This window comes from Xanthomonas sacchari (assembly GCF_024266585.1).
Classification (GTDB): Bacteria; Pseudomonadota; Gammaproteobacteria; order Xanthomonadales; family Xanthomonadaceae; genus Xanthomonas_A; species Xanthomonas_A sacchari_C.
Genome location: NZ_CP100647.1, coordinates 4,414,471 through 4,435,819, shown reverse-complemented (window position 1 = coordinate 4,435,819; position 21,349 = coordinate 4,414,471). Strand labels below are relative to the sequence as shown.

19 protein-coding genes are annotated in these 21,349 nt (G+C 68.2%); 13 read left to right on the top strand and 6 right to left on the bottom strand.

Features of this window, described 5'->3' with window-relative positions:
- Window positions 1-18: 18 nt before the first annotated feature.
- Window positions 19-447 (bottom strand): TfoX/Sxy family protein, encoded by a 429-nt coding sequence (locus NKJ47_RS18610; RefSeq protein ID WP_254459217.1) that lies wholly within the window; start codon window positions 445-447, stop codon window positions 19-21.
- Window positions 444-926, bottom strand: coding sequence for a GAF domain-containing protein (locus NKJ47_RS18605; protein WP_160948164.1), 483 nt, complete (start codon window positions 924-926; stop codon window positions 444-446). Before NKJ47_RS18605 ends, NKJ47_RS18610 begins: the two co-directional genes overlap by 4 nt.
- 116 nt (window positions 927-1,042) lie before the next feature.
- Here NKJ47_RS18605 and bioD point away from each other — a divergent pair, with 116 nt between their 5' ends.
- Window positions 1,043-1,732 (top strand): dethiobiotin synthase, encoded by a 690-nt coding sequence (bioD, locus tag NKJ47_RS18600; RefSeq protein WP_254459216.1) that lies wholly within the window; start codon window positions 1,043-1,045, stop codon window positions 1,730-1,732.
- Between the two features lie 413 nt (window positions 1,733-2,145).
- On the opposite strand, the gene NKJ47_RS18595 is transcribed toward bioD, so the two are convergent.
- Both NKJ47_RS18595 and queD read right to left on the bottom strand, forming a co-directional pair.
- Complete coding sequence (locus tag NKJ47_RS18595) at window positions 2,146-2,523, bottom strand: phasin family protein (protein ID WP_254459215.1); 378 nt, start codon at window positions 2,521-2,523, stop codon at window positions 2,146-2,148.
- 277 nt (window positions 2,524-2,800) lie between these two features.
- Window positions 2,801-3,160, bottom strand: coding sequence for a 6-carboxytetrahydropterin synthase QueD (queD, locus tag NKJ47_RS18590; RefSeq protein WP_254459214.1), 360 nt, complete (start codon window positions 3,158-3,160; stop codon window positions 2,801-2,803).
- Between the two features lie 195 nt (window positions 3,161-3,355).
- Here queD and NKJ47_RS18585 point away from each other — a divergent pair, with 195 nt between their 5' ends.
- Both NKJ47_RS18585 and NKJ47_RS18580 read left to right on the top strand, forming a co-directional pair.
- A complete protein-coding gene (locus tag NKJ47_RS18585) occupies window positions 3,356-5,965 on the top strand; it encodes a TonB-dependent receptor plug domain-containing protein (RefSeq protein ID WP_254459213.1) in 2,610 nt (869 codons plus the stop codon).
- A 32-nt stretch (window positions 5,966-5,997) separates the two neighbouring features.
- Window positions 5,998-8,274, top strand: a complete 2,277-nt coding sequence (locus NKJ47_RS18580) for a transferrin receptor-like dimerization domain-containing protein (RefSeq protein ID WP_254459212.1) — start codon at window positions 5,998-6,000, stop codon at window positions 8,272-8,274.
- A 157-nt stretch (window positions 8,275-8,431) separates the two neighbouring features.
- On the opposite strand, the gene NKJ47_RS18575 is transcribed toward NKJ47_RS18580, so the two are convergent.
- Window positions 8,432-9,811 carry a DEAD/DEAH box helicase gene (locus NKJ47_RS18575; RefSeq protein WP_254459211.1) on the bottom strand — a complete coding sequence of 460 codons (1,380 nt, stop codon included), beginning with the start codon at window positions 9,809-9,811 and terminating at the stop codon, window positions 8,432-8,434.
- A 344-nt stretch (window positions 9,812-10,155) separates the two neighbouring features.
- Here NKJ47_RS18575 and NKJ47_RS18570 point away from each other — a divergent pair, with 344 nt between their 5' ends.
- Together NKJ47_RS18570 and maiA are read left to right on the top strand one after the other, a co-directional pair.
- The gene (locus NKJ47_RS18570; protein ID WP_254459210.1) at window positions 10,156-11,145 is read left to right on the top strand and encodes a fumarylacetoacetate hydrolase family protein; all 990 of its coding nucleotides are present in this window, start codon (window positions 10,156-10,158) and stop codon (window positions 11,143-11,145) included.
- Window positions 11,146-11,234: 89 nt separating this feature from the next.
- Window positions 11,235-11,891, top strand: coding sequence for a maleylacetoacetate isomerase (maiA, locus tag NKJ47_RS18565; RefSeq protein WP_254459209.1), 657 nt, complete (start codon window positions 11,235-11,237; stop codon window positions 11,889-11,891).
- Window positions 11,892-12,013: 122 nt separating this feature from the next.
- On the opposite strand, the gene NKJ47_RS18560 is transcribed toward maiA, so the two are convergent.
- The gene (locus NKJ47_RS18560) at window positions 12,014-13,153 is read right to left on the bottom strand and encodes a PilT/PilU family type 4a pilus ATPase (protein ID WP_254459208.1); all 1,140 of its coding nucleotides are present in this window, start codon (window positions 13,151-13,153) and stop codon (window positions 12,014-12,016) included.
- A gap of 99 nt (window positions 13,154-13,252) precedes the next feature.
- On the opposite strand from NKJ47_RS18560, the gene NKJ47_RS18555 reads away from it, so the two are divergent.
- The 8 genes from NKJ47_RS18555 (at window position 13,253) to NKJ47_RS18520 (ending at window position 21,347) form a co-directional block, all read left to right on the top strand.
- The gene (locus NKJ47_RS18555) at window positions 13,253-13,645 is read left to right on the top strand and encodes a DUF4398 domain-containing protein (RefSeq protein WP_254459207.1); all 393 of its coding nucleotides are present in this window, start codon (window positions 13,253-13,255) and stop codon (window positions 13,643-13,645) included.
- Between the two features lie 17 nt (window positions 13,646-13,662).
- Window positions 13,663-14,535 (top strand): hypothetical protein, encoded by an 873-nt coding sequence (locus NKJ47_RS18550; RefSeq protein WP_254461472.1) that lies wholly within the window; start codon window positions 13,663-13,665, stop codon window positions 14,533-14,535.
- A 334-nt stretch (window positions 14,536-14,869) separates the two neighbouring features.
- Complete coding sequence (locus NKJ47_RS18545) at window positions 14,870-15,088, top strand: YdcH family protein (RefSeq protein ID WP_010340228.1); 219 nt, start codon at window positions 14,870-14,872, stop codon at window positions 15,086-15,088.
- Window positions 15,089-15,280: 192 nt separating this feature from the next.
- The gene (locus NKJ47_RS18540) at window positions 15,281-16,651 is read left to right on the top strand and encodes a pyridoxal-phosphate dependent enzyme (protein ID WP_254459206.1); all 1,371 of its coding nucleotides are present in this window, start codon (window positions 15,281-15,283) and stop codon (window positions 16,649-16,651) included.
- 84 nt (window positions 16,652-16,735) lie between these two features.
- Complete coding sequence (locus NKJ47_RS18535; protein ID WP_254459205.1) at window positions 16,736-17,920, top strand: cystathionine gamma-synthase; 1,185 nt, start codon at window positions 16,736-16,738, stop codon at window positions 17,918-17,920.
- 49 nt (window positions 17,921-17,969) lie between these two features.
- A complete protein-coding gene (locus NKJ47_RS18530) occupies window positions 17,970-19,265 on the top strand; it encodes a glycosyltransferase (protein ID WP_254459204.1) in 1,296 nt (431 codons plus the stop codon).
- Between the two features lie 34 nt (window positions 19,266-19,299).
- Complete coding sequence (locus NKJ47_RS18525; protein WP_254459203.1) at window positions 19,300-20,094, top strand: ABC transporter permease; 795 nt, start codon at window positions 19,300-19,302, stop codon at window positions 20,092-20,094.
- The gene (locus NKJ47_RS18520; RefSeq protein WP_254459202.1) at window positions 20,091-21,347 is read left to right on the top strand and encodes an ABC transporter ATP-binding protein; all 1,257 of its coding nucleotides are present in this window, start codon (window positions 20,091-20,093) and stop codon (window positions 21,345-21,347) included. Before NKJ47_RS18525 ends, NKJ47_RS18520 begins: the two co-directional genes overlap by 4 nt.
- Window positions 21,348-21,349: the final 2 nt, after the last annotated feature.

Sequence of the window (21,349 nt, the reverse complement as noted above, 5' to 3'; positions counted from 1 at the left end):
CGCCGCAGGCCGCGCGGCTTAGTCTGCGTGGGGCCCGTGGCCGTCGTCGTCGCCGTGGCGGTCGGCCAGCGGCGCGTCGGGCGTGTCCTGCGCATAAGCGCCGTCGGCGTCGTCGCCGCCGCGTGCGTCATCGCGGTCGAAATGGGTGGTCGCCACCGGTCCGGCGACCGGCAGGCCGCGCTGCGCCGGCAGCGCCGCCGTCGCGGTCTCCAGCTCGCCCAGCAACTGCGCGCGCCGCGCCTCGGACAGTTCCTGCCAGTGGCAGCCGCTGAGCGCGCCTTCCAGCGAATACAGCAGGTTGAGGCTGGGCTTGAAGCCGGCACGCTTGACCTTGACGAAGGCGCCGACCGCGCCGGCCGCCTCCAGATCCTGCTGCGTGCGCACGCCGACCTGGCGCAGCCAGGCCGCGCTCTTGGGGCCGATGTTGCGCAGCTTGGCGGTACTCATCGCAGGCTGTCGACGAAGACCTGGGCGATCGCTTCCAGGCCGCGCTGGTCGTCGGCGTCGAAGCGGGCCAGGTCGGGGCTGTCCAGGTCGAACACACCGACCAGCGCGCTGTCGCGCAGCAGCGGCACCACCAGTTCCGAGCGCGAGGCCGCATCGCAGGCGATGTGCCCGGGGAACGCCTCCACGTCGTCGATGCGCTGGGTCTGGCCGCTGCTGGCGGCCGCGCCGCACACGCCCTTGTGCAGCGGAATGCGTACGCAGGCGGGCAGGCCCTGGAACGGGCCGACCACCAGTTCCTTGCCGTCGTAGAGGTAGAAACCGACCCAGTTCAGCCGCGGCAGCGCGTGATACACCAGCGCCGCCAGGTTGGCGGCATTGGCGATGCGGTCGGGCTCCCCGGCGACCAGGGCACGGGCCTGGTCGAGCAACTGGGCGTACTGTTCCGGCTTGCTGCCGGTGAGCGAGGACGAGGCGAACATCGCGCGAGTCTAGCAGTGCACTACGTCCGCCGGCACCGCGGCGGCTGACGCGCGCGGCGCGCCCGGCTATCCTGCGCGCCGCCGCGCGTCCCGCCGGCCAACCGACAGGGTTTCGCATGGCTGTGTCCGCCTTCTACGTCACCGGCACCGATACCGGCATCGGCAAGACCATCGCCAGCACCGCGCTGCTGCACGCCTTGCGCGCGCGCGGCCAACGCGCGGTGGGCATGAAGCCGGTGGCCAGCGGCTGCACCCGCGACGCCGACGGCTGGCGCAACGAGGACGCGTTGGCGCTGCAGGAGGCGAGCCTGCCGCGTCCGGACTACGCCGATCTCAATCCCTACGCACTGCCGTTGCCGCTGGCGCCGGAACTGGCCGCCGCCGACGCCGGCGTGGAGCTGGAGCTGGCGCCGATCGCCGCCGCGTTCGCACGCCTGCGCGCGCAGGCCGACGTGGTGGTGGTGGAAGGCGTGGGCGGCTGGGCCGCACCGCTGTCGGCGACGCTGGACCAGGCCGATCTGGCGCGCGCGCTGGGGCTGCCGGTGCTGTTGGTGGTCGGCCTGCGCCTGGGCTGCCTCAACCACGCCCGGCTCAGCGCCGCGGCGATCGCCGCCGACGGCCTGCAGTGCATCGGCTGGATCGGCAACGAGATCGATCCGGCGATGGAGCGCATCGACGACAACATGGCGATGCTGCGGGCGCGCCTGCCGATGCCGTGCTGGGGCCGCCTGCCGTACCGGCCGCAACCGCAGGCCGAGCAGTTGGCGGCACAGTTGCAGCCGTGGGCGGGAATGGCGCCCAACTGAGCCGCTGCCGAGCGCGCGCCGCGCTGCCGCCGTTTGTGGGAGGGACTTCAGTCCCGACGCGTCTTTGCTGAGGCGTCGGGGCTGAAGCCCCTCCCACAAAAGCAAGATGTCCCGGCACTGCAAGATGGGCTAATCCGAGTGCACAGTTCGGCTCTCGGAATGCGCATGGGTAAGCCAGATAGAAGCAGGAGATCTACCTGTTTCCGGCGAAGCATCGGGGCTGAAGCCTGTCCCACAAGGAAAGCCAAAAACGCGCGCGATCGGCAAATCTCCACTCCCCACTCCCGAATCCCGCCCATAAAAAAGGCCCGGTAGAGGGAGGGATCTACCGGGCCTGGGGTTGCACGGGGGGAGGGACCCATGCAGACCGAGCGTGCGTCGGGCGGCGTACCGCAGCGACGTCGAATACGGTGTTACTTGGCGGAAGGCTTGGCCTTCGGCGCGGCCTGTTCGGTCGCCGCCTCGAACTGGTGCTTGGCGAGCTGGCCGATGGCTTCGGAGGTCTTCAGGCCCAGGCCAAACACTTCCTGGTTGGCCGAGGCCAGCCGCTCGAAGTTGTCGCGGGCGATCTGCAGGCCCTTCGGCCACAGCGCCTGCACGGTGCCCAGGTCGCGCGCCTCGGTCAGTTCGCCGAAGAAGCCGGTGGTGGCCGACACGTTCTTCTCGAAGGTCTTCAACTGCACGCCGAACACGCTCTCGGCGCTTTCCAGGGCCAGGCGGTTGGCGCGCGCCGCGGTGGCGGCGAACTGCTGCGTATAGCTGCTGAACTGGTCGTTGAACTGAGCGGACATCACGCAACTCCATGGGAATGCTGATTGCTGTTGCAGTGCAACATACGCCCATTCTGCTGCGATGCAACAAAATTTTCTGAAGCCGCTCAGGATTCGTTCAAACTGCTTTTCAGATCAACGGCTTGGCACATCGCCAGCGCCGGCGCCGGGTCGCGTAACGCCCCCGCCAAGCGCTACGACGCGCGTCGATCCTCCGACATGCCGTCCATTGGGAATCCCGCAGCCACCGCAGCGCCGCCTTTGCGATTCCCCATTCCCCACTCCCCATTCCCCGCCTTCAAACCGGCCCGCGGTAACGGCAGCCGGAAGTGCAGGTCTCGTGCACCACCACCTCGCTCAGCAGCGGCAGCGCCGGCTTGAGCCGTTCCCAGATCCACACCGCCAGGCGCTCGCTGGTGGGGTTCTCCAGCCCGGCGATGTCGTTGAGGTAATGGTGGTCGAGCTGGTCGTAGAGCGGACGGAACGCCGCCTTGATGTCGCCGAAATCCATCACCCAGCCGCTCTCGGCGCCGGGTTCGCCGCTGACGTGCAGTTCGATGCGGAACGAGTGCCCGTGCAACCGCGCGCACTTGTGCCCGGGCGGCACGTTGGGCAGGCGGTGCGCGGCTTCGAGGGTGAAGACTTTGAAGATATCCATGCGCGGCATTGTAAGGCCAGGCCGGCCAGGCCATCGCCGCGCTCACCGTGTCATGCCGTGCGATGTCGATGCATGTCACGCGAAGACATATTCGTATGCCGTTATGTAATTTTCGTTAAGCCGGTGGCGATGGCTCACTGTGGCGCCCCACCTACGGATGTCCGTGTGCAGCCGCGCGTTCCCCACCTGCTTGCCATGAGCCTTGCGGGCGTCCTGCTCGCCCCTGTCGCCTCCGCCCAATCCCGAAGCGACGACGCCGCCGGAAAAACCCTGGCGACGGTCAGCGTGACCGGCTCCAACATCAAGCGCAGCGACAGCGAAGGCCCCAACCCGGTGCAGGTGCTCGGCCGCCAGCAACTGGAGCGCTCCGGCAAGCTCACCGTCGCCGACGCGCTGCGCTCGATCTCCGCCAACACCGGCAATGCCAGCAACGAGACCACCAACAACGGCTGGGCCTCCGGCTCGGCCGGCATTGGTCTGCGTGGCCTGTCGCAGAAGAACACCCTGGTGCTGCTCAATGGCCGGCGCCTGGCCAACTACGGCTTCCCGGCCAACGGCCTGGGCGACACCTTCGTCAACCTCAACGCCCTGCCGCTGGTGGCGGTGGAACGCATCGAAGTGCTGAAGGACGGCGCCTCGGCGGTGTACGGGTCCGATGCGGTCGCCGGGGTGGTCAACATCATCACCCGCCAGGACTTCCAGGGGGCCGAATTCGGCCTCAGCGGCGGCACCTCGGACCAGGGCGGGCTGGATACCCAGCGCGCCAAGTTCATCGGCGGCATCGGCGACCTGGACCGCGACGGCTACAACCTCCTGTTCAGCGTCGACGCCTACAACCGCGACCGGCTGGACCAGGACCAGCGCGCGCTGACCCGCTCGGGCATCTACACCGATTCGCCGGGCGGCCGCTGGAACGGCTGGTCGGCCAAGGGCGCGCGCTATCTGGTCGGCGGGCGCTCGGTACCCATGCTCGACGCCCAGGGCCAATGCCCCGAGCGTACGGTGCTGACCGCCAGCGCGCCGATCGACGGACTGGCCGGCGACACCTGCGCGTTCAATCTGGCGCCGTACACCACGCTGATTCCCTCGACCAAGCGCTACCAGGCCTATACCAACGCCACGTTCCGGCTCGGCGACAATCTCGAGGCGTTCGGCGAGGCGCTCTACAGCGAGGTCAAGGGCGTGTCGATCTTCGGCTCCAGCCCGTTCTTCACCCTGGAAGGCGGGCGGTTCGCGCTGAACGCGACCACCGGGCTGGCCGAGCCGGTCTCCAACCTGCTGCCGGCCTCCAGCCCGTACAACCCCTACGGCGTGGCGGTACCGATCGAATACACGTTCTTCGACCTGGGCGAGTCGATCAAGACCAACCGCTCGCAGTCCTACCGTTTCCTCGGCGGCGTGCGCGGGTCGACCGCGCGCTGGGAGTGGGAAGCGGCCGCCTTCGCCGCGCGCAGCAGCGAACACGAGACCGTGTCCGGCGGCTTCGCCAATCGCTGGACGCTGGCCCAGGCGCTGGCCGACGGCAGCTACAACCTGTTCGATCCGGCGGCCACGCCGCAGTCGGTGATCGCGGCGATCAACCTCAGCACCCTGCGGCCGGCGCGCTCCACCCTGCGCGGCGTCGATGCCAGGCTGTCCGGCAGCCTGTTCGAGCTGCCGGCCGGCAGCGTCGGCTTCGCCGCCGGCGCCGAGTGGCGGCAGGAGCAACTGGTGTCGCGCAATCCGTGGCAGATCGACGCCGGCCTGCAGATCCGCCCGGCGATCGCCGAGGTCGATGGCAAGCGCGCGGTGTCGGCGCTGTACGCCGAGGTCAACCTGCCGCTGCTGCCATCGCTGGAACTGCAGCTGGCCGGGCGCGGCGACCACTACAGCGATTTCGGCGATGCGTTCTCGCCGAAGGTCAGCCTGCGCTGGCAGCCGCTGGATGCGCTGCTGGTGCGCGCGGCCGCCTCGCGCGGCTTCCGCGCGCCGTCGCTGTCGGAGAACGCGGCCAGCACCAACATCTCCTACGGGTCGGTGGTGGATCCCTACGACCCGGACGTGCCCGGCTCGCGGCAGACGCCGACCTTCTTCACCGTCGGCAACACCGGCCTGGACCCGGAGCGCACACGCAGCTACAACGTCGGCGTGGTGCTGTCGCCGTGGGCCGACGGCAGCCTCGGCGTGGACTGGTACAAGATCGAACTGGACCACCTGATCGGCACCAACAATGTCGCCACCGTGGTGCAGAACAACGCGCCGGCCGACGTGGTCCGCGACGCGCGCGGCAAGCTGGTCGCGGTCTACAACCGCTACCAGAACCTGAGCACGCTCAGCACCTCGGGCATCGACGTGGAATTGCGCCAGCGCTGGCGCAGCGCCGCGCTCGGCGAGTTCGGCCTGAGCAGCGCCTACACCCATGTGCGCGACTACCGGCGGCCGACCGTGGTCGGCGGTCCGCTCGAAGACTACGCCGGCAGCAACCTCGGCCCGTCGCTGCCGCGCAACAAGGCCACCACCACGCTGGACTGGAGCCTGGGCGACGTCAGCGCGGCGCTGACCTGGTACTACACCGGCGGTTACGCGCAGAAGGCCAGCGCGGCGGCCAGCGCGGTGCAATCGCGGGTCGACCACTACGACCAGTTCGACCTGTACCTGGGTTACCGCGGCAGCGACAGGCTCACCGTCTACGCCAAGATCGAGAACCTGGCCGACGCACGGCCGCCGTACGACGCCTCCTTCCCCGGCATCCGCGCGCCCTACGACTTCACCCAATACGACCTGCGCGGGCGCTACTTCACCGTCGGTTTCGATTACCGTTTCTGAGTTCGCGCATGTCCCCTTCAAGGAGTGTCTTCATGTCGCACCGCCGCCGCAGTGCCGGGCTGGTCCTGATCCTCGCCGTGTCCTCCGCGTTCGCGCAGCCGGCGCCGTTGCCCGGCTACGACGCCGCGGCCGCCGAGGCGCAACGCGCGCTGGAGGAGCGCTTCGATGCCGGGCTGCAGGACGCGGACTACCGCGGCTGGCTCAAACAGTGGTCCTCGCGTCCCAACCAGGTCGGCGCCCCGCACAACCTGGAGAACGCCCGCGACCTGCAGGCGCGCTTGCGCAGCTACGGCTGGGATGCGCGGATCGAGGAATACCAGGTGCTGTGGCCGTCGCCCAGGAGCGCGGAACTGCGCTTGCTGGGCGCGCAGCCGTACGTGGCGCGGTTGCAGGAACCGCCGCTGCCCGGCGACAGCACCTCGACGCAGACCCAGGACGTGTTGCCGCCGTACGTGATCTACGGCGGCAACGGCGATGTCACCGCCGACCTGGTCTACGTCAACTACGGCATCGCCGAGGATTACGAAACGCTGGCGCGCAATGGCGTGGACGTGCGCGGCAAGATCGTCATCGCCCGCTACGGCAAGGGCTGGCGCGGGCTCAAGCCGCGCCTGGCGCAGGAGCACGGCGCGATCGGCGCGATCATCTACTCCGATCCGCGCGACGACGGCTATTTCCAGGACCTGCCGTATCCGGACGGCCCGGCGCGCAACCAGTGGAGCGTGCAGCGCGGCTCGGTCGCCAACTTCGCGATCTATCCCGGCGATCCGTTGACCCCCGGCGTGGGCGCGACCGCCGGCGCCAAGCGCCTGCCGCTGGATCAGGCGCGCAGCGTGCTGAAGATCCCGACCCTGCCGATCAGCTGGGGCGACGCGCAACCGCTGCTGGCGGCGCTGCGCGGCCCGGTGGCGCCGGAGGACTGGCGCGGCGCGTTGCCGATCACCTACCGCCTCGGCGGCGACGGCGCCGCGCAGGTGCACCTGAAGGTCGATGCCGACTGGAGCGGGCGCAAGACGCTGTACAACGTCATCGCCACCTTGCGCGGCAGCGAGTATCCCGACCAATGGGTGGTGCGCGGCAACCATCGCGACGGCTGGGTGTTCGGCGCCGCCGACCCGCTGTCCGGCACCGCCGCGCTGCTGGCCGAGGCCAAGGCGATCGGCGAACTCGCGCGGCAGGGCCAGCGGCCCCGGCGCACGCTGGTCTACGCCAGTTGGGACGGCGAGGAAGCCGGGCTGCTGGGGTCCACCGAGTGGGCCGAGCAGCATGCCGACGAGTTGCGGCGCAAGGCGGTGCTGTACGTGAACACCGATGGCAACGGCCGCGGCTTCCTCAACGCCGGCGGCAGCCATGCGCTGCAGCGGCTGGTCAACGGCGTGGCCGCGGACCTGCGCGATCCCGACAGCGGGGTCAGCGTGCTCGAGCGGCAGCGTGCCCGCGCGCGCTTGGAGGCGCTGGCGCCCAACGCCAAGCCGCTGCAGAAGGACATCGCCAGGAAGGCCGCGGCGGGCGAGGACCTGCCGCTCAAGGCGCTGGGCTCGGGCAGCGACTACAGCCCGTTCCTGCAGCACCTGGGCCTGGCCACGCTGGACCTGGGCTATGGCGGCCAGGGCGGCGGCAGCGGCGTCTATCACTCGCTCTACGACTCCTACGATTATTTCGCGCGCTTCATCGATCCGGACTTCCGCTATCTGCCGCTGCTGTCGCAGACGGTCGGCCGCACCGTGCTGCGCGTGGCCAATGCGCCGGTGTTGCCGCAGCGCTTCGGCGACTTCGCCGATGCGGTGGCCGGCTATGCCAAGGAACTCAAGCAGCAGGCCGACAGCGATCGCGAGGCCGCGCTGACCCAGGCCGCGCTGCTGCGCGACGGCGCCTACCGCGCGGCCGACAATCCGAATCGTCCGCTGCAGCCGCCGCCGCCCAAGCCGGCGGTGCCGCCGATCGATTTCGCCGCGCTGGACCAGGCCATCGCCCGCCTGCAGGCCAGCAGCCAGCGCTACGACGCGGCGCTGGCCGCGCGTGCCGGCGCGCTGGATGCGGCGACGCGGCGCACGCTCAACGCCTCGTTGCAGCGCATCGACCAGCGCCTGTTGGCCGAGGAAGGGCTGCCCGGACGCGCGTGGTACCGCAATCTGGTCTACGCGCCGGGGTTGGCGACCGGCTACGAGGTCAAGACCTTGCCCGGCATCCGCGAAGCGCTGGAAGACCGGCGCTGGGACGACCTGCGCACCTACATCGCGCGCACTGCCGCGGTGCTGGACGCGTATCGCGCGCAGATCGACCGCAATGTCGCGTTGATCGGCGGCTGAGGCGAAGGCGCGTGGCGGGGGCGGCCGCCAGCGACGGCCGCACGCTGCGCGGGCTCCTGGCGCAGGAGCGCGGCGCATGAAAAAGCCGCCCCGAAGGGCGGCTCTGGCGGTGTTGCGGCGCCCACGGCCAATGCCGTGGGCGCGCGCTCAGTGTGGCTCAGCGCGGCGCGGCGGGCGCGCGGTTGCCGCCGTTGCCGTGGCGGCGACCCTGGCCCTGACCCTGGCGGCGGGCGCCGTCGGCGTGACTGCCGCCGGGCTTCTTGCTGCCGGCATGGGCGTGCGCGTGCGCCGGCGCATCGCCATGGCCGCGGCGGGCATGGCTGCCGCGGCGCGGCGGACGCTGGCCGCCCGGACGCTCGTCCGGCGGGTTGTTGTTGCCCCAGCGGATCGGCGTGGCCGGTTCGAAGCCGGGCACGTCGCGGATGTCCATGTCGCGCTTGAGCATGCGTGCGATCGCGCGCAGCAGCTTGGCCTCGTCCTGCGCCACCAGCGAGATCGCCTCGCCGGTCGAACCGTTGCGGCCGGTGCGGCCGATGCGGTGCACGTAGTCCTCGGCGACCATCGGCAGGTCGTAGTTGATGACCTTGGGCAACTGGTCGATGTCGATGCCGCGCGCGGCGATGTCGGTGGCCACCAGCACGGTGATGCGGCCGGCCTTGAAGTCGCTCAATGCGCGCAGGCGCTGGCCCTGGCTCTTGTTGCCGTGGATCGCCGCGGTCTTCAGCCCGGACTTGTCCAGGAACGTGGTCAGCTTGTCGGCGCCGTGCTTGGTGCGGGCGAACACCAGGGTCTGCTTGCGCGAATCGGCGGCCAGCAGGTGCAGCAGCAGTTCGCGCTTGCGCGCGCCGTCCACCGGGTGCACGCGGTGGGTGATGGTGTCGGCAACGGTGTTGCTCGGGGTCGCCTGGATTTCCTGCGGGTCGTGCATGAACTCGCGGGCGAGCTGCTTGATGCCTTCCTCGAAGGTGGCCGAGAACAGCAGGGTCTGCCGGTTCTGCTTGGGCAGCTTGGCCAGGATGCGCTTGATCGACGGCAGGAAGCCCATGTCGAGCATGCGGTCGGCCTCGTCCAGCACCAGGATCTCGATGCCGGACAGGTCCACGCTGCGGCGCTCGAGGTGGTCGAGCAGGCGGCCCGGGCAGGCGATCAGCAGGTCCACGCCGCGGCGCAGCGCGTCGAGCTGGTTGCCCATGCCCACGCCGCCGTAGATGGTGGCGCTGGGAATGCGCAGGTACTTGCTGTAGCCGCGCAGGCTGTCGTGCACCTGGGTGGCCAGTTCGCGGGTCGGGGTCAGCACCAGCGCGCGCGGCTTGCGCGGGCCCGGGCCCACCGGCTGCGGCGAGGTGCCCAGGTGCTGCAGCAGCGGCAGGCCGAACGCGGCGGTCTTGCCGGTGCCGGTCTGCGCGCCGGCCATCAGGTCATGGCCTTCCAGGGCGACGGGAATGGCCTGCGCCTGGATCGGGGTGGGGGTTTCGTAGCCCTGCTCGGCCAGCGCGCGCAGCAGGAAGGGCGCAAGGCCCAAGGATTCGAACGACATTAGGATGCTCCGGATAACGCGCCGACACCGGGACGGACCCGGTGCGCAGGCGCAAGTAGGTGAGGCTCGGAGCGTTCCCGTGAACCGCGCTGCGAGAGGGTGGATCAACCCGCGGCACGAGGCTGGGGTTCGTCGGCACCACGAAAGGCGTCGGGCGGGGCGGGCGAGCGGATCATTGCGATCCTGGCCTCGCCGGCGGTCCCTGAGGGAAACGGACGGCCGCATGCAGACCGCCGCAGTGTACCTGAATTGGCGCGCCGCACAAAATGTCGTTCCGTTTCAGTTGAAACCAAGCCGTCGTCTGGCCGTACAATCGCCGGCTCAGCCCCCAGCACTGGACGGACATGAAGCTAGGTTCCCTGAAGGAAGGCGGTCGCGACGGCACCCTGATCGTCGTGTCCCGCGATCTGACCCGCGCGGTGCGCGCCACCGGCATCGCGCCGACCCTGCAGCGCGCGCTGGAGGACTGGAGCAACCTCGCCCCGCGCCTGAACGCCCTGTCCGAATCGCTCAACGACGGCAGCGCCGACGGCCAGTTCGATCTGGACATGGCCGCGCTGGCCGCGCCGCTGCCGCGGGCCTACGAGTTCCTCGACGGCAGCGCCTACCTGCCGCACGTGGAGCGGGTGCGCCGCGCGCGCGGTGCCGAGGTGCCGGAGAGCTTCTATACCGACCCGCTGATGTACCAGGCGGTCAGTGCCGGTTTCTACGGCCCGCGCGATGCGGTCAAGGTGGTCAGCGAGGACTACGGCATCGACCTGGAAGCCGAGCTCGTGGTGGTCACCGACGACGTGCCGATGGCGGCGACGCCGGCGCAGGCCGCCGCGCACATCCAACTGATCGGCCTGGTCAACGACGTGTCGCTGCGCAACCTGATCCCGCCGGAGCTGGCAAAGGGCTTCGGCTTCGTGCAGTCCAAGCCGCGCTCGGCGCTGTCGCCGGTGTTCGTCACCCCCGACGAACTGGGCGAGGCCTGGCGTGACAACAAGGTGCATCTGCCGCTGCTGACCCATATCAACGGCGCCTGGTTCGGCGCGCCGGAGGCCGGCGAGGACATGCAGTTCGATTTCGCGCAGCTGGTCGCGCACGCGGCCAAGACCCGGCCGCTGGCGGCCGGCGCGGTGGTCGGCTCGGGCACCATCGCCAACCAGGACACCACGCGCGGCGCCTCCTGCTTCGCCGAACAGCGCACCGTGGAAACCCTGCGCGACGGCAAGCCGAGCACGCCGTACATGTCCTTCGGCGACGTGGTGCGGATCGAGATGCTGGACCGTGACGGAGTGAGCATCTTCGGCGCGATCGAGCAGCGCATCGAGCAGGCGCCGCTGCCCTGACCCGGCCGGCGGCGCTACCGGGGCGACCGGCGGTGCCGTGGCGCCGGTGTCCACCGGTATCGTTGTCGACTGCGCAGACGGAGGCGGGCATGGACGAGGCACTGCAGCTTTACACCTATTGGCGATCCAGCGCCGCGTACCGCGTCCGCATCGGGCTGCAGCTCAAGGGGCTGGCCTACCAGGCGGTGCCGGTGCACCTGGTGCGCGATGGCGGCCAGCAGCACTCGCCGGAATATGCGCGGTTGAACCCGCAGGAACTGGTGCCGACCCTGTGCCACGACGGCCAGCCGATCCGCCAGTCGCTGGCGATCCTGGAATACCTGGACGAGCACTGGCCGGAGCCGCCGCTGCTGCCGGACGCGCCGATCGACCGCGCCCGCGTGCGCGGGCTGGCGCAACTGGTCGCCTGCGACATCCATCCGCTCAACAACCTACGCGTGGCGCAGTTCTTCGAAAGCGCCTGGAACGTGCCGCAGCCCGAGCGCGAGGAGTGGATGCGGCACTGGATGCAGACCGGCTTCGATGCGCTGGAGCAACTGCTCGCCGAGTCGCCGGACACCGGCAGTTTCTGCCATGGCGAGCAACCGGGCCTGGCCGATTGCTGCCTGGTGCCGCAGCTGTACAACGCACGCCGCTTCGGCATGGACCTGCAGGCCTATCCGACCCTGCAGCGGATCGAACGCACCTGCCTGGCGCTGCCGGCGTTCGACGCGGCGCGCCCGGAACACCAGCCGGACGCGCAGTAACCCCGGCGTCGTCGTAGGAGCGGCTTCAGCCGCGACCGGGCACGTCCGGGAAAGCCGTCGCGGCTGAAGCCGCTCCTACCCAGGTATCCCTGCATAGGCGCCGCATTACTTACGGCGACGCCTCAGATGAAGCCGTGGGTGATGCGCGGCGCGGCGCTGGGGCCGCTGTCGTAGTCGGCGTAGGGGTCGTGCTCGCCGCTGCCGCCTTCGGACAGGCGGAACTTCAGCGCCAGGCCGTCGCGCGAGTCGGCCGCGCGCAGCGCCTCCTCCTGCTCGATCTGGCCCTGCTTGACCATGCGGAACAGGCACTGGTCGAAGGTCTCCATGCCTTCCTCCAGCGACTCCTCCATCGCCTGCTTGATCTCGTGGACCTGGCCGCGGCGCAGCAGGTCGCGGATCATCGGCGTGTTCAACAGCACTTCCGAGGCCGGCCGGCGGCGGCCGCTGCTGTCCTTGACCAGGCGCTGCGAGATCACCGCGCGCAGGTTCAGCGACAGGTTCATCAGCACGTTCTTGTGCGCGCTCTCGGGGAAGAAGTTGAGGATGCGCTCGATGGTCTGGTCGGCGTTGTTGGAGTGCAGGGTGGCCAGGCACAGGTGCCCGGTCTCGGCGAAGGCGATGGCCGCCTCCATGGTCTCCGCGTCCAGGATCTCGCCGATCAGGATCACGTCCGGCGCCTCGCGCATCGCGTTCTTCAGCGCGTTGTGGAAGGCGTGGGTGTCCAGGCCGACCTCGCGCTGGTTGACGATGGACAGCTTGTGCTTGTGCAGGTATTCGATCGGGTCCTCGATGGTGAGGATGTGCCCGGTGGTGGTGCTGTTGCGGTAGTCGATCATCGACGCCAGCGAGGTGGACTTGCCCGAGCCGGTCGAGCCGACCACCAGGACCAGCCCGCGCGGGGTCATGATCACGTCCTTGAGCACCTGCGGCAGGTGCAGTTCCTCGATGCTGGGGATCTTGCTGCGGATCGCGCGGATCACCATGCCGACCTCGCCGCGTTGCCTGAACACGTTGACGCGGAAGCGTCCGGCGTCCTGCAGGGCGATGGCCATGTTCAATTCCAGTTCGCGCTCGAACAGCGGCACCTGGCTTTCGTCCATCAGCGAGTAGGCGATCTTCTTGACCATGCCCGGCGGCAGGCCGGTGGCGCCGAGCGGGTACAGCTTGCCTTCGATCTTGATGTAGACCGGTGCTCCCGTGGTCAGGAACATGTCCGAGGCGTTCTTTTCGGTCATCAGCTTCAGGAAATAGCCGATATCCATGCGCAATGGTTCCCCAACGATCCGCAGTCGCCCGTTGCAAGCGCGCCACAGGCTTCCGACAATGGCCGTGATCGACGTCTCCGTCCACGGCCCCCCTAGATGAAAACTAGCTTCGCACACTTCCGTTGTCAGCAGTATGTGATGGCCTGCGCATTGGCGTTGTTCGCCGCGCCGGCCGCGTTCGCCCAGGTGGCTTCGCCGGAACTGCTGGCCGCGCAGCAGGCGGTGCAGCGCGCGATCCAGGCCGATGCCGACCAGTACGCGCCGGACCTGCTGGCCAGCGCCCGCCAGGGCCTGGAGCAGGCGCAGCAGGCCGCGCTCGATCGCCGCGCGCGCAAGACCGCGCCGCAGTTGGCGCTGCGCGTGGCCGCCGATGCCGACCTGGCGCGGGCGCGCAGCGAGGAGGCGGTGGCCACCGCGCAACTGAAGCAGCGCCAGGCCGAGGTGGCCCAGCTGCAACAGACCCTGGGCACCGGGGAGGGCACGCCATGAGCCGCGCGCTGCACGGGATGCGCCGCCTGGCCCTGCTGGCGCTGCTGCTGGCGCCGCTGGGCGCACTGGCCGCCGACGATCCGGAACTGGCCGTGCTCAACCAGCGCCTGATGGCGCTGCAGGCCGATCCGCTCAACGCCGATGTCGCCGCCTACGAGCGCCTGCAGGCGCAGCAGGCGGTGGCCAACTTCGCCAACGCCAAGCGCAAGGAGCGCGACGAGGCGCGCTACCTGGCCGAGCGCCGGGTCGAGATCGCCGAGACCATGGCCCGCGCCGAACTGGCGCGGCGCCAGGTCGACCAGTTGGAGAAGACCCGCAGCGACCTGCTGATCGAGGCCAGCCGTCGCGAGGCCGCGCGCGCCCGCCAGGAGGCCGAGCGCCTGCGCGTGCAGGCGCAGATTCAGGCCGAGGAGGCCGAGAGCCTGCGCCAGGCGGCCGAGGCCGAACAGGCTGCCCGCGCCGATGCGGATGCGGCGCTGGCCAGCGTTGCCGGGCAGCAGACCGCCAAGCTCAGCGCCGCGCAGCAGAAATCGGCCAAGCTGGCGCGCGAGGAGGCCGAACTGGTCGCCGGCGCCAAGCTGCCGGCTTCGCGCTTCGAGGCCCGCGGGGAGGTCTTCACCTTCACCGGCGCGGCCTTCGGCGCCGGCAAGGCGGCGCTGTCGGGCGATGCCGCGAACCAGGCCAAGGCCTTGTCGCAGTACCTGCAGATCAACAAGGGCCGGGCGCGGATCGAGGCCTACGACAGCGACGCCGGGGTGGCGCAGAAGCGCGCCGACGCCCTGCGTGCGGCCCTGGTCAGCGCTGGCGTCGCCGCCAACCGGGTGCAGGCGGTCGGCAAGAAGGGCGCCTCGACCAAGGCCCGTTCGGCCGAAGTCGTGATCGCGCCCTGAGGCAGTCGAGGTCCCTGCGCCGGTGATTTAACGGGGTTTTTCCCTGGGCCTGAGCGCCGAGCAACTGAATGCGGTAAAGCGGGCCTGCTTCTCTTGTCCGCGGCGGTGGGGAAGCGTAGGGTCGGTATTCCAGGCGACACTCCCGCCGCCTGGTGCCAACGGAGGAGTTCGAGCCGATGATGCAGTGGCGCGCACCGCAATCCGACGTCGCAGGAACCGCGGTTCCAGGCGTTGCGGCGGTGCAGCCGGCGGCTCGCACGCTTCCGCTCCCAGGCAACGCCCCGTGCCGCAGCGGCCGGGGCGTTCTTGTTTCTAGCTGAAGGAGGCTATTCCTATGTTCGAAGGGCAACCGCAGACCGAAATCGACGCGTTGATCAAGTCCGATCCGGAGTTCAAGCAGCTCTACCAGCGGCACAAGACCTTGGACAAGAAGTGCATGGACGCCGAGCTCGGCGTACTGCCGATCGACGATGTCACCCTGGCGCAGATGAAGCGCGAAAAGCTCGCCGCCAAGGAAAAGCTGCTGCGCCTTTACGAGCAGAAGCCGCACTGACCGTCCGCTTTCCCCTTGTCGCGGGCGGTGGCTGGCCTCCTCGTCGGCTTGCCACCGTCCGCGTCATCCCCCTCCCGAAAGCCGCGATTGCGGCTTTTTTCGTCTGCGCCGCGCGCATTCTCTGACTTTCCACCCCCGAGCAGGGATAATGCCCGGTCCAGCCGCTGCCGCGGCGCGACGCACTCGGACCCGATGGCCATTCACTCCTCCGTACTCGACCTGATCGGCGACACCCCCATCGTCAAGGCCAGCAAGCTCGACGCCGGGGTGTGCGAGCTGTACCTGAAGCTGGAGAGCGCCAATCCCGGCGGTTCGATCAAGGATCGCATCGGCCTGTCGATGATCGAGGCGGCCGAGCGCCGCGGCGACCTCAAGCCCGGCGCGGTGCTGGTCGAGGGCACCGCCGGCAACACCGGCATCGGCCTGGCCCTGGTCGCCCAGCAGAAGGGCTACAAGCTGATCCTGGTGGTCCCGGACAAGATGAGCCGGGAGAAGATCTTCAACCTCAAGGCGATGGGCGCCGAGGTCGTGCTGACCCGCTCCGACGTGGCCAAGGGCCACCCCGAGTACTACCAGGATCTGGCCGCGCGCATCGCCGCCGAGACCCCCGGGGCCTACTTCATCAACCAGTTCGGCAACCCCGACAACCCGGCCGCGCACGAGTTCGGCACCGGCCCGGAGATCCTGCGGCAGATGGACGGCCGGCTGGACGCGATCGTGTTCGGCTGCGGCAGCTCCGGCACCATGACCGGCCTGTCGCGCGCCTTCGCCGCGGCTTCACCGCATACCGAACTGGTGCTGGCCGACCCGGTCGGTTCGATCCTGACCGAGTACATCGAGCAGGGCACGGTCAGCGAGAAGTCCGGCAGCTGGCTGGTGGAGGGCATCGGCGAGGACTTCCTGCCGGCGATCTCCGATTTCAGCCGGGTCAAGAAGGCCTATTCGATCAGCGACGCCGAAAGCTTCCACACCGCGCGCGAATTGCTGGCTAAGGAAGGCATCCTCGGCGGCTCCTCCACCGGCACCCTGCTGGCGGCGGCATTGAAGTACTGCCGCGCGCAGACCGAGCCCAAGCGGGTGCTGGTGTTCGTCTGCGACACTGGCAACAAGTACCTGTCGAAGATGTACAACGACTACTGGATGCTGGACAACGGCTTCCTGGAGCGCCCGCAGCACGGCGACCTGCGCGACCTGATCCTGCGCCCGTACAGCCAGCGCGACACCGTGGTGGTCGGCCCCAAGGACCTGCTGACCACCGCCTACCAGCGCATGAAGCTGTACGACGTGTCGCAGCTGCCGGTCATGGAAGGCGACCAATTGGTCGGTATCGTCGACGAAAGCGATGTCTTGTTGCACGTTTACGGCGACGAGGCGCGGTTCCGCGACCCCGTGGCCACGGCCATGGTCAGCAAGCTCGACCGGCTGGATGTCAAATCGCCGATCGAGGCCCTGCTGCCGGTGTTCGACCGCGGCCAGGTCGCCATCGTGATGAACGAAGGCGCCTTCCTTGGCCTGATCACCCGCATCGACCTGCTCAACTACCTGCGCCGCCGGGTGCAGTAATCCCTGCGGTCGGCACGGCCCCGCGCTGCATGGGGCCGTTCAGACCGCGCTGCTAGAATCACGCCCCTTTTCCGGGAACCCCTCATGACGGACAACACGTCGAATCCCCATGGCGACGGCCCTGCGCTGGCGCTGGCGACCCTGGCCATTCATGGCGGACAGCATCCGGACCCGTCCACCGGCGCGGTGATGCCGCCGATCTACGCGACCTCGACCTATGCCCAGTCCAGCCCCGGCGAACACCAGGGCTTTGAGTACTCGCGCACCCACAATCCGACCCGCTTCGCCTATGAGCGCTGCGTGGCGGCGCTGGAAGGCGGCAGCCGCGGCTTCGCCTTCGCCTCCGGCATGGCCGCCACCGCCACGGTGATCGAGCTGCTGGACAGCGGCAGCCACGTGATCGCGATGGACGACCTGTACGGCGGCAGCTACCGCCTGTTCGAGCGCGTGCGCAAGCGCACCGCGGCGCTGGAGTTCGGCTTCGTCGACCTGACCGATCCGGCCGCGTTCGAGGCGGCGATCCGTCCGACCACCAAGATGGTGTGGATCGAGACCCCGACCAATCCGATGCTGAAGATCGTCGATATTGCCGGGATCGCCGCGATCGCGCGCAAGCACGGCCTGCTGGTGGTGGTCGACAACACCTTCGCCTCGCCGCTGCTGCAGCGGCCGCTGGCGCTGGGCGCGGACATCGTGGTGCATTCGGCGACCAAGTACCTCAACGGCCACTCGGACATGGTCGGCGGCATGGCCGTGGTCGGCGACAACGCCGAGCTGGCCGAGCAACTGGCCTTCCTGCAGAACTCGGTGGGCGGCGTGCAGGGCCCGTTCGACAGTTTCCTGGCCCTGCGCGGCCTGAAGACCCTGCCGCTGCGCATGCGCGCGCACTGCGACAACGCCCTGGCGCTGGCGCAGTGGCTGGACACGCACCCGGCGGTGGAGAAGGTGATCTACCCGGGCCTGCCCTCGCACCCGCAGCACGCCCTGGCCGGCCGGCAGATGAGCGGCTACGGCGGCATCGTCTCGATCGTGCTCAAGGGCGGCTTCGAGGCGGCCAAGCGCTTCTGCGAACGCACCCGCCTGTTCACCCTGGCCGAATCCCTTGGCGGCGTCGAAAGCCTGGTCAACCACCCGGCGGTGATGACCCACGCCTCGGTGCCGGTGCAGCGCCGCGAACAGCTCGGCATCAGCGATGCGTTGGTGCGGTTGAGTGTGGGGGTGGAGGATGTGGGGGATTTGCGGGCCGATCTGGGCAGGGCATTGCAGTGATGCATGCCGGGGCACAGGATGGCACGACGGGTCCGGCGTGCATCACGCCATGGTGAGACGCCTGTTACGCGCCGTGGGCGGCAACCTGCGGGTTCCGCTCGCCAAAGCGCGCGACCGGCTGTGTGAGTGGCGCCTGTCCAGACAGATGGCGACGATGCGCTTTGCGGGTCTGCGCGACACAGCGCAGGTGGCATCCGGGCCGGAGCGGCCGCCAGCGTTTCCTGCGGTGGATGCGACGCTGGGGCCGGGGCTGAACCTCTATGGCTATCTATACGGTCAGTTCGGGCTGGGGCAGAGCGCCCGGCAGTATGCGCGCGCCTTGCTGCAGGCGGGTTATCCAGTCAGCCTCAACGATGCTGGCATCGCCATCCCGCATGCCTGCGACGATCGTAGCCTCGTGTCGTTCATGGGGGGGGCGGCATCGCATCCGATCAATCTGGTCTTCGTCAATCCGGATCATTTCGCGCAGGTCCGGCCGTCGCTGCCGGCGGCGGCCTATACCATCGGTTTCTGGTTCTGGGAACTGGACAGCATCCCCGCGGACTGGATGCAGGTGGTCGCACAGGTTGATGAAATCTGGGTCGCGACGGCATTCGTCGAACGCGCGTTTCGTCATGCGACCGATAAACCTGTGATCCGCATCCCGCACCCGATTCCGCAGGCGCTCGACCTGACATTGCCGCGGTCGTGCTTCGATCTGCAGGACGATGCCTTCGTGTTCCTGTGCAGCTTCGATTTCAATTCGTCGATCCATCGCAAGAACCCGTTTGCGGTGATTACAGCGTTCAAGAGGGCGTTTCCCGACCCGGCCGCGCGGGTGCAGTTGCTGATCAAGACCAGTAACGGCCACCGCCATCCGGCGCTGTTGGCGGAGCTTCGCCGCCACGCCCAGGGCGACGCCCGTGTGCTCCTGCGCGACCAAATCCTGAGCGACGCCCAGGTCTGCGCGCTGCAGCGCAGCGTCGATGCCTACGTATCGCTGCATCGTGCGGAGGGCCTGGGCCTGGGGCTCGCCGAAACCATGGCGCTCGGCAAGCCGGTCATCGGGACGGGTTGGTCCGGTAATCTGGATTTCATGGACGATGAGAATAGTTGCCTGGTGCCTTTCCGGTTGATTGCGGTGGAACAAGGTCAGTATCCGCACGTCCAGGGCGGGCAGTGGGCAGACGCAGACGTCGACGTGGCCGCCGATTGGATGGCGCGCCTGGTCGCGTCGCCCGAGCTTGCGCGCCGCAAGGGGCAGTGCGCGCAACACACGATCTCCACCCTGATGAGCGCGAATGCCGCCGCTGCCGCGATGATCACCAGGTTGCGATCGTTGCAGACCTTACAACACATCCAATGATTCATCACGCCGCTTTCGATCACGAGGTAACTCCATGTTGGGCATGCTGAGGGCTATCTGGGCCTATCGGTTCTTCATTTTTTCCTCGATAAAGTCCGAACTGCGTTCGCGGTTCGTGCGCAGCAAGCTGGGCGGCCTGTGGATGATCATCCATCCGCTTGCGCAGGTGCTGATCTTCGCCTTGATTCTGTCTGAAGTGCTGTCGGCCAAGCTGCCGGGCGTGGACAACAAATATGCGTATTCGCTGTATCTGATGGCTGGCACGCTGGCATGGTCACTGTTTTCGGAAACCATCAACAAATGCTGCAACCTGTTCGTGGAAAACGGTAATCTGTTGAAGAAGATGGCGTTTCCGCGGATCTGCCTGCCGTTGATCGCAGGCGGCACCATGCTGGTCAATAACATGCTGTTGCTGTTGGCGATCTTTGGCGTGTTTGCCATGCTTGGGCACATGCCGGGAACGCAGGTGGTATGGCTGCCAGTGCTGATCCTGATCACCCTGATCTTCGCGCTTTCCCTGGGCATGATCCTGGGCATCCTCAATACCTTCATGCGCGACATCGCGCAGGTAGTCCCGGTGGTGCTGCAGGCGCTGTTCTGGATGACGCCGGTGGTGTACATGCTGACCATTCTGCCCGAGAGTTATCGGCGCCTGTTCGCCTATAATCCGCTTTATCCCCTGGTGACCAGCTACCAGAACGTTTTGGTCTTCAACAAGCCACCGCTTTTCCATGAGCTGGCCTATCTGGTGATCGCGTCGTTGTTGATGCTCGTCGCGGGGTTGGTCATGTTTCGTCGAGCGAGCCCGGAAATGGTGGACGTGCTATGAATGGTTCCTTGCAAGTCACTGGCCTGGGCAAGGCCTATCGGAAGTGGAGCAGCGAATGGCTACGCGCGCTGTCGTGGTTCGGCGTGCCGCTGCAGCCGGCAGATGAGCACTGGGTGCTTCGCGATGTGAACTTCAGCATCCGCGCCGGCGAAACCGTCGGCATCGTCGGCCAGAACGGCGCCGGCAAGTCGACCCTGCTCAAGCTGATCACCGGCACCACCATGCCGACCGCCGGTTCGGTCGAGCGGATCGGCCGGGTGGCGGCCATCCTTGAGCTGGGCATGGGCTTCAACAGCGACCTGACCGGTCGCGAGAACGTTCGCCATGCCGCGGGCCTGATGGGATATTCGCAGGGGCAGATCGACGCGGCGATGGCGGGGATCGAGGACTTTGCCGAGATCGGCGAGTATTTCGATCAGCCCGTGCGCACCTATTCCAGCGGTATGCAGATGCGCATTGCGTTCAGCGTGGCGACGGCGTTCCGTCCCGATCTGCTGATCGTCGATGAGGCGCTGTCGGTGGGCGATACCTACTTCGTCCACAAGTGCATCAAGCGGATCCGCGAGTACAAGGAGGCGGGTACCACCTTGCTGATCGTCAGCCACGACCCGTCCGCGGTGATCTCGTTGTGCGATCGCGCGATCCTGATCGAAAAGGGGCGGCTGTTGATGGATGGTGACGCCGCAGGCGTGATGGATTACTACAACGCCCTAATCGCGCAGAAAGAGGATGATGTCGACATCCAGCAGATGGTCAACGAGCGTGGCGAACTGGTTACCGTCTCGGGCAATGGCCAGGCCACCGTCGAGAACGTGATGCTGCTGGACGAGAAGGGCGACCCGCTGGAGTTCGTCGCGGTCGGGCAGCGGGTGCGCCTGCGTGTCGACATCGTTTGCGTCGGCGAGATCGCCAGGCTGGTGGTCGGTTACCTGATCAAGGACCGTCTCGGCCAGGCTGTGTTCGGCACCAATACCGATCATACGCGTCAGGTCGTCGAGCGCGTCGGCGCCGGCGAACGCATCTGCTTCATCGCCGAGTTCGATGCCAACATGGGGGCGGGCAGCTATTCGGTTTCCGTGGCGCTGTCGAGCACCGAGACCCACTTGGTCGACAACTACGAGTGGCGGGACCTTGCGCTGGTGTTCAAGGTCGCCAACATCGGCAAGCCGCGCTTCGACGGCGTGGCCTGGTTACCGGCGGAGATTTCCATGCAGCGAACTGATGCCTGCTCGGCTGCTTTGGTGAAGGGTTGAGT